Source organism: Pseudomonas trivialis (assembly GCF_036864995.1).
Taxonomy (GTDB): domain Bacteria; phylum Pseudomonadota; class Gammaproteobacteria; order Pseudomonadales; family Pseudomonadaceae; genus Aquipseudomonas; species Aquipseudomonas trivialis.
In genome coordinates this window covers 41,371-55,211 of the sequence record NZ_CP142151.1, presented here as the reverse complement: position 1 = coordinate 55,211, position 13,841 = coordinate 41,371, and the positions used below count along the sequence as shown (strand labels likewise).

Annotated in this window: 14 protein-coding genes and 1 pseudogene; 5 read left to right on the top strand and 10 right to left on the bottom strand. The window is 56.1% G+C overall.

All coding sequences use genetic code 11. From position 1 onward, the window contains the following. Window positions 1-162 precede the first annotated feature (162 nt). Together VRB54_RS00275 and VRB54_RS00270 are read left to right on the top strand one after the other, a co-directional pair. Entirely contained in the window at window positions 163-597 is a 435-nt protein-coding gene (locus VRB54_RS00275) for a hypothetical protein (RefSeq protein WP_019828235.1), read from the top strand. A gap of 342 nt (window positions 598-939) precedes the next feature. Further along, window positions 940-1,647 (top strand): hypothetical protein, encoded by a 708-nt coding sequence (locus tag VRB54_RS00270; RefSeq protein ID WP_338479085.1) that lies wholly within the window; start codon window positions 940-942, stop codon window positions 1,645-1,647. A 162-nt stretch (window positions 1,648-1,809) separates the two neighbouring features. Here VRB54_RS00270 and VRB54_RS00265 read toward each other — a convergent pair whose 3' ends face one another. The 7 genes and pseudogenes from VRB54_RS00265 to prlC all read right to left on the bottom strand — a co-directional run bounded on the left by VRB54_RS00265 (window position 1,810) and on the right by prlC (window position 9,882). Then, window positions 1,810-2,883 carry a PIN domain-containing protein gene (locus tag VRB54_RS00265; protein ID WP_338479084.1) on the bottom strand — a complete coding sequence of 358 codons (1,074 nt, stop codon included), beginning with the start codon at window positions 2,881-2,883 and terminating at the stop codon, window positions 1,810-1,812. A 245-nt stretch (window positions 2,884-3,128) separates the two neighbouring features. Further along, window positions 3,129-3,362 (bottom strand): annotated as a pseudogene (locus VRB54_RS00260) (radical SAM protein); the annotation flags it as partial. Window positions 3,363-3,432: 70 nt separating this feature from the next. Beyond that, entirely contained in the window at window positions 3,433-4,731 is a 1,299-nt protein-coding gene (locus VRB54_RS00255) for a cytochrome c (protein WP_338479083.1), read from the bottom strand. A gap of 12 nt (window positions 4,732-4,743) precedes the next feature. After that, a complete protein-coding gene (locus VRB54_RS00250) occupies window positions 4,744-6,528 on the bottom strand; it encodes a GMC family oxidoreductase (protein ID WP_057006197.1) in 1,785 nt (594 codons plus the stop codon). 2 nt (window positions 6,529-6,530) lie between these two features. Then, on the bottom strand, window positions 6,531-7,283 hold the full coding sequence (locus VRB54_RS00245; protein ID WP_338479082.1) for a gluconate 2-dehydrogenase subunit 3 family protein: 753 nt from the start codon (window positions 7,281-7,283) through the stop codon (window positions 6,531-6,533). Between the two features lie 236 nt (window positions 7,284-7,519). Continuing rightward, on the bottom strand, window positions 7,520-7,786 hold the full coding sequence (locus VRB54_RS00240; RefSeq protein WP_338479081.1) for a YheV family putative zinc ribbon protein: 267 nt from the start codon (window positions 7,784-7,786) through the stop codon (window positions 7,520-7,522). After that, window positions 7,783-9,882, bottom strand: coding sequence for an oligopeptidase A (prlC, locus tag VRB54_RS00235; protein ID WP_338479080.1), 2,100 nt, complete (start codon window positions 9,880-9,882; stop codon window positions 7,783-7,785). Before prlC ends, VRB54_RS00240 begins: the two co-directional genes overlap by 4 nt. 54 nt (window positions 9,883-9,936) lie before the next feature. Here prlC and VRB54_RS00230 point away from each other — a divergent pair, with 54 nt between their 5' ends. Both VRB54_RS00230 and VRB54_RS00225 read left to right on the top strand, forming a co-directional pair. Next, window positions 9,937-10,479: a gamma carbonic anhydrase family protein gene (locus VRB54_RS00230; protein WP_338479079.1), complete on the top strand. Its 543-nt coding sequence runs from the start codon at window positions 9,937-9,939 to the stop codon at window positions 10,477-10,479. Continuing rightward, window positions 10,476-11,135, top strand: coding sequence for an HAD family hydrolase (locus VRB54_RS00225; protein WP_338479078.1), 660 nt, complete (start codon window positions 10,476-10,478; stop codon window positions 11,133-11,135). Before VRB54_RS00230 ends, VRB54_RS00225 begins: the two co-directional genes overlap by 4 nt. 52 nt (window positions 11,136-11,187) lie before the next feature. Here the strand turns inward: VRB54_RS00225 and VRB54_RS00220 are convergent, their stop codons facing one another. After that, window positions 11,188-12,264 (bottom strand): aminopeptidase, encoded by a 1,077-nt coding sequence (locus VRB54_RS00220; RefSeq protein WP_338479077.1) that lies wholly within the window; start codon window positions 12,262-12,264, stop codon window positions 11,188-11,190. 109 nt (window positions 12,265-12,373) lie between these two features. On the opposite strand from VRB54_RS00220, the gene VRB54_RS00215 reads away from it, so the two are divergent. After that, entirely contained in the window at window positions 12,374-12,796 is a 423-nt protein-coding gene (locus tag VRB54_RS00215) for a hypothetical protein (protein WP_338479076.1), read from the top strand. On the opposite strand, the gene VRB54_RS00210 is transcribed toward VRB54_RS00215, so the two are convergent. Further along, complete coding sequence (locus VRB54_RS00210) at window positions 12,797-13,036, bottom strand: DUF1161 domain-containing protein (protein ID WP_338479075.1); 240 nt, start codon at window positions 13,034-13,036, stop codon at window positions 12,797-12,799. It abuts the gene before it with no gap. Between the two features lie 156 nt (window positions 13,037-13,192). Next, window positions 13,193-13,624: an OsmC family protein gene (locus VRB54_RS00205; RefSeq protein WP_057006206.1), complete on the bottom strand. Its 432-nt coding sequence runs from the start codon at window positions 13,622-13,624 to the stop codon at window positions 13,193-13,195. Between the last annotated feature and the right edge of the window lie 217 nt (window positions 13,625-13,841).

The following is a 13,841-nucleotide window of genomic DNA, read 5'->3' as shown; positions in this document are numbered from 1 at the left end:
GAAGATGTAGGCGAAGGTCAAAAGCTCACTGGTGGATCTAAAATCTTTAAACCTAAATCGTTAAGTGCTTAAAAAATAAAATGCGTTAACCCAAGCATCTGTTTTGACAATTTTCATCAAGATATTTATGATCCTGAAAAACCACCACATGGATCGTCTCAAATGTCTAAATTGCTTGATCTACTGGCACAGCAAAAACACCTTGAAGAGCAAATCAAAAGCCTTCAATCAAACGAAGAAGAAGCAAAGGTCATGAAATTTGTCGAAGAGCTTGAAGCCCTTCGCAATAAATACGGCTATACGGTGCCCGCTTTTGTTGGCGTGGTGCATTCCCTTCACGGTTCTCATATCCCCGCTAAAACACCTAAAAGCGTGAGCGTGAAGACCACAAAGGCGAAAGCCCCGAAGTTTAAAGTTAAGATCGATGGCGTAGAGACGATCTTACAAAGCAAGAAAGCCGGTGCCGTTGGCAAGACCATTGAAGCCCTAGGCTTCACGACATACGCTGATTATTTGAATGACCTGATCAAGAAAAACAAGGTGGCCGACTTCGACGCCTTGATCAAAAAATTGAACGGCGTTCCTGTCGCTGGCTGATACTTTTCATGAAGATTTAAAGCCCCTTGATTGGGGCTTTTTTGTGCCTGTTGGGTTTAGGCCCTTTCTTTTGACAAATTATTTTTCGATAAAATTTCGATGATTTTATTTTAGAAAATCTTGCAAATTATTGAGTTTTGCCATTTTTGCGATGGTCGTTTTATGGCTTGCGTAAGCCATAAATTACGTGTCAATAGCAGATTGAAAATATATTTAAGGTCGAACATTATTTTAAAATAGGGTTAGACAATAAGCCCTATACACTAAATTGTTTAGGCCCTTTCTGTTGACTTCTTCTTTTTTCGTGCTTTCATTTAAGTAACAACACATAAAAGGAGATTTATGAAAAACATCAAAAATAAATTTAATCTAGTCGATTTAGCAGAAGAAGCATTTCACTCATGTGCCGTATTTGGCGTTGATACAATATTCAAAAATAGGGAAAAAGACCCAAATAGATTTTTATTAGTCAGCAAGTCAACGTCATCAATTGGCGTTGCTAATTATGTGCTTAATGACTATTTCAAGTCAGAAGAATACGAAGAAGCTACACAGAAAAAAATCCATTTGTTCGATATAGATGCTAATTACGATTATGATTATTCAGTAATCAAGATATGCAAGACTAAAAAATACAAAGCAATTTCGTTAATTTCGACTTGTGAGAAATATGCAAGATTGATTGATAAAGAAGATTTAACAGCGATTAACAATGTAGAAATCGAGCCTGTCATTAAAGAAGCTTTTAAAGAAACATTCGCATCAAGGGATTTTTTCTTTTTCAAAGAATTGAAATATGAATACAGGGTTTCAATCTCAATCGTAAAAGATCGCAAGGTAATAAAAACGTTAAAATGTAATTTAGGCCATTTGACGTTGATACAGACCTTGAAGCCATTTGACTATCAAGAGACTGAAAGCGAAGAGATAAAAGCCACAAGGCCATCACTTTTAAACCCAGTCTATAATATTGATGGCGTTGATGTGATGGTGACGTTTAACGACACGAACAAACACTATAAAAGCCTTGTAGATATGATGAGAATATAAACCAGCCCGAAAGGGCTTTTTTATTGTCATTTTTCCGTTTCGTCCATATACGGTCTATTGTGCTTAGGCCCTTTTTCTTGACTTTAAAAAGCTTGTGATTTTAAAGCGGAGCGATAACCAGAATAAAGGCCGCATAGGCGGCCTCAATGGTGTGGTCAAATACTAGTAGTAATCGTGTTCCGGTGTTTCTTCCACGCTGAATTCGATACCGCCGGATATTCCTCGTACATTTATATCCATTTCTTCATTGATGAAATCACCATCATCCATTTCATATGACAACTCTATCTCGACAGAAAACTCAAGGTCGCCACTTTCCTCACGTGTTGTGTCGTCGAAAGTATATAAGCGATCATCTTCGCGGTCATACCGCCCGTTAACAAAGTCTGGGCCGGTTACCGTCACAGAATAAACAACATCCACATCGAATACGATCTGACAGCTTTGATCATCTAAATGAATGATAGACGGTTCAAAGTCTTTGATGTCCAAAATTGAGTAATGATCAACGTCGGCATCTTCCCATGTTGAAGCGTTATAGGCTCCTGCCGCTTCAAGTTGAGACCTAATTTCCTCCTTAATTTGATCAACACGCTCTTCTAAAAAATTCTTTATGAACGCGGCACGCTTGTCGTGGTGTGCGGTATAAATGTCAAGGAATTTGCTTAACGTATCAATGCTGATGAATTTCGGATTGTGTTCGCAAAAAGAAATATGGTCAGGATCAGCGGAAATTACATATACCTTATCCTTTCCTTTTAAAGCTGATCTAATAGCTAGCAGGGAAAAAGCGTCACGAAATTCATTTTTCTTTTTTTCGCTGATAAATGGAGGCTTTCTTTCAAAGTACAAATCCATCACTTCATTAGCGTCGATCTTTTTTAGGTCTACAATCTTCGTCTTAGAACTTTTAATAAAGTCATCAAAAACAGCAATAGCATCATCGACGGTTTTTTGCTGATCAAATTCTTTGAATAGATTTTGAATGATCTTATCTTTCGAGTTTTTTAGGCTTTTAGCTTTTCTTCTAAAATTCACCACGCCACTGATGGCATCCGTGATTTGTTCCGTAATCTTCCGCTGAACCTCTTTAATCACAATTGTGCTTGTGATGTGCTTTAGTTCGCCTTCGTCGCAAATTTCTTTGAATGCTTCAAACGTTCGAGATGAAAAATCTAAGCTCGCCTTTACGTAAAACTCTGTATCAATGAAAACGTTCCGTGTTTCTAATGGCATTTCGAATTCCCTCAGAGATGGCGTTGTGATGCCACGCATAATCTCGCTGTGGGTGGTACAAATCAACAAGTGGTTGGTCGTCCGGGGCTCACCTGCGGAGCCGACGCAAACACCGTGTTATCCGGCGATTTCTCGCACTGGTACAAGTCCCAGCACTCCAAACCACCTCGATCTAAAAACATACCGTTTTCCGGGAGTTCAGCGACCGGGAAACCCGCTTTGACGTTGGAACCTTTCACGGAACATATGCAGCCATGCTCGCAGCCGCGATACGGGTTGATCGAACGATCAAACGGCAGATCCGGCGAGTTGTTGCGCGTGATGATGGTTTTGGCCGTTTCGATGCGCACTTCGGTGCCCTGGGTCTGCGGCACTTCCTGATGCCAGCCGTCGTCTTCAGCCACGCTGACGGTGGGCGCAAAGCGGTTGTGCAGATTGGTGGCCGTGCCCCGGCCACGGGGCGGCAGCGCAGTCGTCATGAAAATGCCTCGATACTGTTTTTATGTACAGTATCGAGACACAAGCGTTATGACCAGTGCCGTCCGGCGGTCAGTGCTTTTGCGTGACTTGCCCCAGGTCATCGCCCGAGGTGCTGCGCATATCGCTCTTGCGCAGGTCGGCCACCTCGCTGGCGCTGATCGGCGTGCCTTTATTGCCCCAGCTGCCACGAATGAAACTGACAACGTCCGCCACTTCCTGATCCGACAAACGCCAGGCAAACGCCGGCATGGTGAAGGTCGATGGCGCCGCGTGGGTAGCCGGCAGGGTGCCGCCGTTCAACACGATGTTGATCAACGACGTGGCATCCGCCGTCTGCAGCACCGGATTGCCTGCCAGCGCAGGGAACACACGCGTATAGCCATGGCCATCGGTACGGTGGCAAGCCGCGCAATTGTCGATGTAAACCGACGCGCCCGGCTTGCTGTCATCGCCCCTCCACAACGCCTCGGCCACCTGCTTGTCGTATTGATGCGGCGCGTCCTTGGGATCGACCGCCGGCAGGCTCTTGAGGTAACGGGCGATAGCGGTCAGGTCGTCTTCAGACATGTACTGCATGCTGTGGACGACAACGTCACTCATGCCGCCAAACACCGCGCTGCGGTCACTGCGACCGGTCTTGAGAAACTGCACCAGTTGCTCTTCGCTCCAGCTGCCGAGGCCGTCCTTGTGATCGCCGCGCAGGCTCTTGGCGATCCAGCCTTCCAGCGGCGTGCTGCCGGACAGGAACGCATTGCCATCGGCAGCGCTCAGGGCTTTTTCCTGCATGGTCAGCGCACGCGGCGTATGGCACGCGCCGCAGTGACCGAGGCCTTCCACCAGATAGGCGCCACGGCTGATCACCCGATCGGCACCCTTCGGCGCCTGGTAATCCGCCACGTCAGGCGCAAACATCCAGCGCCACGCCGCCAATGGCCAGCGCATGCTCAGGGGCCAGGGAATGTCGCTGTCCCGGTTTTCCTGGGCAACCGGCTCCACACCTTTCATGAAATACGCGTACAACGCCTGCATGTCGCTTTCGCTGACACGCGCGTAAGACGGGTAGGGCATCGCCGGGTACAGCGTACTACCGCTCTTGGCGACGCCATGGCGTACGGCCTTGTCGAAGTCTTCGAAGCTATAGTCGCCCAGGCCTGTTTTATCCGGGGTGATGTTGGTGGAATAGATCACGCCGATGGGGGTTTCCATCGGCAGGCCGCCGGCGAACGGCTTGCCGTCCCTGGCGGTGTGGCAGGCCACGCAGTCACCGGCACGGGCCAGGTATTCGCCCTGCTTGATCAGATCGGTTTCGGCAGCGCTCACCGAGCAACTGCTGAACAGCGCCAGGGTCGCGATAACAAATGCTTTCATGGTTATCGCTCCTTATGCCTGAACCAGCGGGCCGGGGTTTTTCAGGTACTGCTCGCGGATCGCCCGGGCCGACCAGTAGGTCAACGCCGCCACCAGGCCGGTAGGGTTGTAGCCCAGACCTTGTGGGAAAGCGGACGCGCCGGGGACAAACACATTGTGTACATCCCAGCTCTGCAGATAGCGGTTCAACGCGCTGGTCTTCGGGTCGGTGCCCATGATCGCGCCGCCGTTGAGGTGGGTGGTCTGGTAGGAAGCCGTATTGAAATGCTCGCCGACTTTCTTGCCGAGCAGGGCAATCGACTTGGGGTTCATCGCTTCGGCGACCTTGCTCATTTTCTCGACCATGAAGCGGTTCATCTTGATGTCGTTTTCCTGCCAGTCGAACGTCATCCGCAGCAGCGGCAGGCCGTAGGCATCGCGGTATACCGGGTCCAGATCGAGGTAGTTGCCCCGGTAGGATTGATGGGCGCCGTGAGCATCCATCGACACCTGATGGGTGTAGTAATCGGCGGTAGCGCGCTTCCACGCACTGCCCCAGGCCGGAGTGCCCGGCGGGTTGGACGTGCCGGCAATTGGCCGGCTGCCCGCCTGGTTGACCCACATCGGCGAGCCGCCGACAAAACCATGGGGCCCATGGTCGAAGTTGTCCGCGTTGAAATCATCGATGGCCACGCCGTTGCCGCCCGCACCGATAAAGTTATTGGTGTGGGTGTCCTTGTCGAAAAACGCCTTGATGGTGGCCATGTTCTGGTAGGCAAAATTGCGGCCCACCACGCCCTCGTTGGTGATCGGGTCGTAGGGCTTGCCGATACCCGACAGCAGCATCAGCCGCACGTTGTGGAACTGGAAGGCACCGAGAATCACCAGGTCCGCCGGCTGCTCGCACTCGCGGCCCTGGGCATCGATGTAGGTCACGCCGGTGGCTTTGCTTTTGGTGCTGTCGAGATTGACCTTGAGCACATGGGAATTGGGCCGCAGCTCAAAGTTGGGCACCTGGCGCAACGCAGGCAGGATGTTCACGTTCGGCGATGCCTTGGAGTACATGTAGCAGACATAGCCGCTGCAGAATCCGCAGAAGTTGCACGGCCCCATTTGCGCGCCATAGGGGTTGGTGTAAGGCCCCGAGGTATTGGCCGACGGCAGGTTGTAGGGCTTGTAACCGACCTCGGCAGCCGCTTTCTGAAACAGCTGCGCGGAGACGGTGTTTTTCTGCGATTGCAACGGGAATGGATTGGAGCGATCTGGCGCATACGGGTTGCCGCCGCGCCCTTCGCCCACCAACTGTCCGTTGACGGTCCAGGCCTGGCCGGAGGTGCCGAAGACTTTCTCCGCGTAATCGAAAAACGGCTCCAGCTCTTCGTAGCTGACGCCGAAATCCTGGATGGTCATGTCCTTGGGAATGAAGTGTTTGCCGTAGCGCTCCTCGTAATGGCTGCGCATGCGCAACTCGATGGGGTCGACGCGAAAATGCACGCCCGACCAGTGCAGGCCCGCACCGCCGACGCCGTTGCCTGGCAGGAAGGCGCCAAGCTGGCGGTTGGGCAGGGCGACGTCATTCACGCTATGGCGAATGGTCACCGTCTCCTTGGAAATGTCCTGGAAGAGTTTTTTACGCACGCTGTAGGTCAGTTCGTCGATGACCTGGGGATAGTTGCCGTCCGGGTAAGTGTCCTGCATCGGGCCGCGCTCCAGCGCGACCACGTTCAGGCCCGCTTCCGTCAGTTCCTTGGCCATGATTGCACCGGTCCAGCCGAAGCCGACGATCACTGCATCGACTTTCTTCATGATGGTCGCCACGTTTATGCCCTCTCGCCGCGCATGGAAACAGCCGGGAAGGGGTATTGCTCGTTGCGTTCCACCCAATCCATGAAGTCGGCGCGGGCGCCGGGGAAGCCGATCATGGTCCAGCCGACCATGCCTTTGTTACCGCCGTGGATCGGGTCGCAGAAGAACCCTTCCTTGGTGTTTTGCAGCAGCAGGTTGAAGAACATCTTTGGCGGCACCGCCTCAAAATGCTCAGACACTTCACCGCCGCCTGCTTCGAGGCGCCGGAGCATATCGTCTCGGGTAGCGCTGTCTTGCGCAGCAAAAGCTTTACCGTTGAACGCCTTCGACCAGGCATCAGTGGCGGCAATGCCCAGGCGATAGATCTCCCTGGGCACCAATTTGCTCTGCCAGCCCATTTCCGGCGCGGCATCGGCATTGAACGGGCCCTGCATGAACCACAGGGCTCCACTGGCGTAAGGCGTGTTCATCTGGCGGTCGATGTATTCCGGCGCACCGGCTTGCAAAGCACCTGGACCCTGCGCATCGGCAGGAATCAGCCGCTCGACGGCGGCGTTGATAAACGCCCATTCTTCGGCGGTGAAATAACTCGGCTCGTAGGCTTTTTCGCTGGCTGCAGCTTTGGCAGACGCGGCCTGCACGGGCTCGGGCGTGGCCATCAGCATCGAGCCACCAAGGCCGGTACTGGCAACCGTGACCACCGGGATCAAGGTCAAGGATTTGCGCAAAAAATCACGCCGGGGGTTGTCTTGATCTTGATCAGACATGGGTGCACCTCATCATGTGGTCACGGGTTTGGCCGCCGCTTCTAGGAACGGTTTGAGCAATCATCGGTTACAAATGATAGCAGGCTAAGCATCCGTAGACCTCGTTAAGCGTCGAACAAAAAATGTGGGAGGGGGCTTGCTCCCGATAGCGTCGTGTCAGTCAGCCCGTCTTTCAGCTGATCCACCGCCATCGGGAGCAAGCCCCCTCCCACATGTTGAGTCGGGTACTAGGGTTTTTAGTCTTTCTTCAACTTGGGGTTGGGAAAGAACTGCACCGCCTGCACCTTCGGGTCGGCCGGCGCTTTAAGTGCCGAGGTATTGACCCGCGTGCCCAATTCCCTGGGCACCGACAAGCCCTGGTCATTCAACGTGTCGGTATACCCGCAGGCTACGCATTCGCGGTGCGGCACTTCGTCTTCGGTCCACATTTTCAGCTTGTCCGGCTCGCTGCACGCCGGGCAGACCGCCCCGGCGATAAACTGCTTCTTGGTGATCACCGTCATGCTGCTGCGTCCTCACTCAGGCCGCTGTGGCGCAGGAGCGCATCGATGGTCGGCGCGCGCCCACGGAAGTCGACGAACAGCACCATCGGTGCCTGGGAACCACCGCGCGCCAGGATCGCCTCGCGGAAGGCGCGTCCGGTGTCGGCGTTGAGCACGCCGTCTTCTTCGAATTTGGAGAACGCATCCGCCGACAGCACTTCAGCCCACTTGTAGCTGTAGTAGCCCGCCGCGTAACCGCCGGCGAAGATGTGCGCAAAGCTGTTGGGGAAACGGTTGTAGGCCGGCGGACGCATCACCGAGACCTCGTCACGCACACCTTCGAGCACCTGCGCGACGCTGCGGCCATCGCCGTGGGTGGCGTGCATTTCGAAGTCGAACAGCGAGAACTCCAGCTGACGCACCATCATCAGGCCGGATTGGAAGTTCTTCGCCGCCAGCATTTTTTCCAGCAGGTCCTGAGGCAGCGGCTCGCCGGTCTCGTAATGACCGGAGATCAGCGCCAGGCCTTCGGGCTCCCAGCACCAGTTCTCCATGAATTGGCTCGGCAACTCCACCGCATCCCAGGCCACGCCGTTGATGCCGGACACGCCGGCATGCTCGACACGGGTCAGCAAGTGGTGCAGGCCATGGCCGAATTCGTGGAACAGGGTGGTGACTTCATCGTGGGTCAGCAGCGCAGGCTTGCCGCTGTCGGCCGGGGTGAAGTTGCACACCAGGTTGGCCACCGGGCTTTGCAGCACGCCGTCGATTGTGCGGCGACGGTCGCGCGCGCCGTCCATCCAGGCGCCGCCACGCTTGTTGGCGCGGGCGTACAGGTCGAAGAAGAAACGCCCGACGTGCTGGCCGTTTTCCTTGATTTCGAACAGGCGCACGTCCGGGTGCCAGGTGTCGAAGCCTTTCTGCTCGGCGATCTCGATGCCATACAGGCGCTGCACAATGGCAAACAGGCCGCTCAGCACCTTGTCGATCGGGAAGTAGGCGCGCAGGGCTTCCTGGGACACGCTGTAGCGCTGCTCGCGCAGTTTTTCGCCGTAGAAACCGCTGTCCCAGCTTTGCAGGTCGGCGCAGCCCTGTTCGGCGGCGTAAGCCTTGAGCTGTTGCAGATCCTGGGCGGCAAACGGTTTGCTGCGCTTGGCCAGGTCCCGCAGGAAGCTCAGCACCTGGTCGCTGGACTCAGCCATCTTGGTGGCCAGGCTCAGCTCGGCGAACGACGCAAAACCCAACAGCTGGGCCAGTTCCTGACGCAGATCGAGGATCTGTTCCATCACCGGGCCGTTATCATTCTGACCGGCATTCGGGCCCTGGTCCGACGCCCGCGTGCAGTACGCGGCGTAGACTTCTTCGCGCAGGGCGCGGTCCTGGGCGTAGGTCATTACCGCGTAATAACTGGGGAATTCCAGGGTGATCAACCAGCCGTCGAGGCCTTTGGCCTGGGCAGCGGCGGCCATTTGCGCCTTGGCCGAGTCGGTCAGGCCGGCGAGGGTGGCTTCATCGGTAACGTGTTTGGTCCAAGCCTGGGTAGCGTCCAACAGCTGGTTGGAAAACTTGCTGCCCAGCTCCGAGAGCTTGCTTTGCACTTCGGCGTAGCGCTTCTGCTGTTCAGGCGGCAGGTCGATACCCGACAGGCGGAAATCGCGCAGGGAATGCTCCAGGATGGTTTTTTGTGCAACGTCGAAACCGGCGGCTTCCGGGCTGTTGGCCAGGGCCTCAAACGCCTGGAACAACGCGCGGTTCTGGCCCATCTCGGTGGAATAGGCGCTCAACGCCGGCAGGCAGCTTTCGTACGCTTCGCGCAGCTCGGCGCTGTTGCACACGGCATTCAGGTGGCTGACCGGGCTCCAGGCGGCGCCCAGGCGGTCATTCAATTCGTCCATCGCCAGGACCAGGCCTGCCCAGGTAGGGTTTTTACCCTGGCTTTGCAGGATGCCTTCGATGGCAACGCGGTTGTCGGCGAGGATCTGTTCGATGGCCGGTTGCACATGCTCGGCACGGATCGCTGAGAACGGCGGCAGGTCGTAGGACTGCAGAAGCGGGTTGTTCGCGCTCACGGTGGGCACCTTGGCTGAAGAAAACGGATAAGACAAAGATGGGGCCATCTTAATTACAATCAACACCCACCGCAGCTATCAGCACACAAGAGAGAGGCTATCGTGACCCTTCGCACCTATCAGAACCACACGCCAACCCTCGGCGCCGGGGCTTTTGTCGATATTTCGGCGGTGGTGATCGGCGATGTCGAAATCAGCACCGACAGCTCGGTCTGGCCGCTGACCGTGATCCGTGGCGACATGCACCGCATCCGCATCGGCGCGCGCACCAGCGTGCAGGACGGCTGTGTGCTGCACATCACCCACGCCGGGCCGTTCAACCCGGACGGCTTCCCGTTGCTGATCGGCGACGATGTGACCGTCGCCCACAAAGTCATGCTGCATGGCTGCCGCGTCGGCAACCGGGTGTTGATCGGCATGGGCAGCATCGTGATGGATGGCGCCGTGGTGGAGGACGACGTGATCATCGGTGCCGGCAGCCTGGTGCCGCCGGGCAAGACCCTCGACAGCGGCTTTTTGTACGTGGGCAGCCCGGTCAAACAGGTCCGCGCATTGACGGACAAGGAGCGCGCGTTTTTCACCTACAGCGCCGCCAACTACGTGAAGCTTAAGGACCTGCACCTGGCAGAGGGGGTCGACCAGTGAGTCTGCGTTACTCCACCGTACTGTTCGATCTCGACGGCACCCTCACCGACCCGCGCGAAGGCATCACGCGCTCGATTCAATATGCCCTTGGCAAACTGGGGATTGATGAGCCGGACCTGACCAGGCTTGAACACTTCATCGGCCCGCCGTTGCTGCAGGCGTTCATGCAGTTCTACGGCTTCGACGAAGCCAAGGCCTGGCTGGCGGTGAATTTTTATCGCGAGCGCTTCAAGGTCACCGGGCTGTATGAGAATCGCGTATTTGACGGCGTGATGCCGTTGCTGGAAGCGCTGAACCAGCAGGGACGCCAGCTTTACGTGGCCACCTCCAAGCCGTGGGAATTTGCCCGGGAAATTGCGCGACACTTCGACTTTGCCAGGCACTTCAAGGTGATCTACGGCAGCGAGCTGGACGGCACGCGCACCGACAAGGTCGAGCTGATTGCGCACCTGATGCGCGAAGAAAGCCTGGACCCGGCGGCGACCCTGATGATCGGTGATCGCAAGCATGACCTGATTGGCGCGCGCCGCAACGGGCTGGATTCGGCAGCGGTGGGGTATGGGTTCGGCAGTTTTGAAGAGCTGAATGCCGAGGCGCCGACCTGGCATTTCGAGACGCTGGATGAGATGCATCAGGGGTTTTTGCAGCGCTTTTGAGACCGCTATCGGGAGCAAGCCCCCTCCCACATTTTGACCTGTGAACACCCGGCTAATGTGGGAGGGGCTTGCTCCCGATGAGGCCAGCACTGGCAAAACCCTCCAACTGCCTGAGCGCCGCCTTGCGCTGCGCCACCGGCAACCTACCCAGCCTCTCGACCGCCGCATAAAACTTCACCCAGTCCCCACCTTGCTGCCTGAACAACCCGGCAAACGCCGGCACCCACTGGTCATACAGGCCGAACGGCAGCAACCGCGCGTTGTTCAGCGGCTGGTCGATCCACGCGTCATAACGCTTGTCACCTGCCCATTGGCTGTCGCGCATCTGCCGATACTGGCTGCGCAAACGCTCGAACTCCGCCGCCTTGACCTGGCGCATCGCATCGACGGCCAGGGGCTGTGCGTAGAGCGTTTCCAGGCGCGTGCGAGTGTCGAGAATCAACCGGATAAACTGGTCACGCTGCTGCGACGCCGCCTGGCTGAGCGGCGCCAGCCCTCTGGCGGCACGCCATTGGCGGGTGCCTTCCTGCTCGACGAAGGTGGCAAATGACTCGTTGAATTCGGTGTCGTCCTTCACATAGAAACGCTGGTGCGCCAGTTCATGGAAGATCAACGTGGCCAGGCGCTCATCGCCCCAGCTCATCATCGAACTCATGATCGGGTCATTGAACCAGCCCAGGGTGGAATAGGCCTCGACGCCACCGATGGCGACATCCAGGCCCTGTTGCCGCAACAGCGCCGCCTCGCCACGCGCCGCGCCCTGATTGTAGTAGCCGCGATAGGCCACGCACCCGGCGATAGGGAAGCAATGGTTCTGCGGTGACAGGGAAAATTCCTGCGTGGCGAAGACATTCCACACCACATACGGTCGGTGGATGTCGGCGTACAGCCGGTAACTCTGATTGTCCGGCAGGTGCAGGTGCTCGCTGGCAAATGTGCGGGCTTTCTGGGATTGAGCGAGGTGGTCACGCAAGACCTGGGGCCGGGACGGGTCGGCAATCACGGCGGCCACCGGCTCCCGTGCGCGCAGCAATTGCCACTGGCCGTCGGCCAGTTGGCTGTAATAACCGACGCTGGAGCAACCGCCGAGCAGCACGAGAAGCACTGCGGGAAATAAACGCCTGACCATGCAGTGGCTGCTCCTGGAAGTGGGGCCGCCAGACTATCGCGCTTGACGGTGATTTTTCCACGCGATGACGTGTTTATACTCACGCCTCGTCCCGCGTTGAGTCCCCGCCATGCGCCAGCTTCTGATTACCGCCGCCGCCCTGTTGCTCAGCGCCTGCGCGTTGACGCCCTTGCCGGCTGTCGACCCGCAGCAGGTCTGGGTCGATTTCACCACGCCCACACCCGGCGCCAAGCTGGTGATGGCGGAGCGTCTGGACGGGGAGAAACTCAATGATGGTCGCTTCTTCAAAATGCCCCCCGGCCCTCACGAGCTGATGGTGCGCTTTGATTTTGAAGTGCCCGCCGGCGGCGGATTGGGCGGCCTCAGCCAGATGATGTACCGCACCTGTTTCATGACGCTGCAGTACGACCACTTTCAGGCCGGCCAGCGCTACATGCTGGAAGGGCGCTCGCTGGCGTTCACGCCCAACATCCGCCTGTATGACCCGGCGCGTCAGCTGCTGGCCGAAGAGCGCAGCGTGAACTGCCTCTGATCAGTCGTTGTTTTTCTGATAGATGATGCGCTTGGTGCCGTTTTCGCACGAACCGACAATCATGGCGCTGTCGTGATTCCTGGCTTCTTCGGCAGTGATGATTTCCAGGGTGTAGGACGGAATCGCCTTGGCCTGGATATTCACTTCGATCTCTTTTCTAAGCTCTTCACAATCTTTTGGTGCGGCCACAGCCGACGTGGCTAACGCACCGCAGATGATTGCCAAGGCAAAACGTTTCATGTGTGTAGCTCCCTGAATGCATGCGCACGGATGTGCGCCTAGGCTGCATATGGCTATAGGACCACATTTGCGAAACGGGAGTTCTGATTTAACGCACAACTGAACGTGTGGAAAAAATGAGGGAGGGCTTGCCCCTCCCACATTGAAGCGGCTGCATCAGTTAACGAGCGTGCCGTCCAGGGTGATGGTGGCGTTCAACAGCTTCGACACCGGGCACCCTTCCTTGGCCTTCTTGCTCAGCTCATCGAACTGCGCCTGGCTGGCGCCGGGGATTTTGGCCTTCAGCACCAGGTGCACGGCGGTAATGGCGAAGCCGCCTTCGACCTGATCCAGGGTCACTTCCGCCTGGGTGTCGATGCTGTCAGCCTTGAGGCCAGCGTCGCCGAGAATCATGGAAAACGCCATGGAGAAACAGCCGGCGTGGGCGGCACCGATCAGTTCTTCAGGGTTGGTGCCCTTGCCGCCTTCGAAACGGGCCTTGAAGCCGTAGGGCGCTTCGCGAAGTACGCCGGTTTCCGTGGAGATGGAACCCAGGCCAGTCTTCAGATCACCTTCCCAATGCGCGGATGCTTTTTTAACGATACTCATAGCGGTCTCCTCGAACGGTGGTTTTACGTAGTCAAGGATTCTGAGGTTAGACGGCGCGGCAAAGTTCATCTTGTCGGAAAAACCTAGCGAATTAGTAGGAAATTTCCTAGCCTGCTATTGAATCTCGGGTATATGCCCTCATTTCACAGAGCATGCACATGAAGCGGCAGGTTTGGTTCGTCTTGAAAGCCTGCGCCCCTATTGGAGAAGCAGGCTT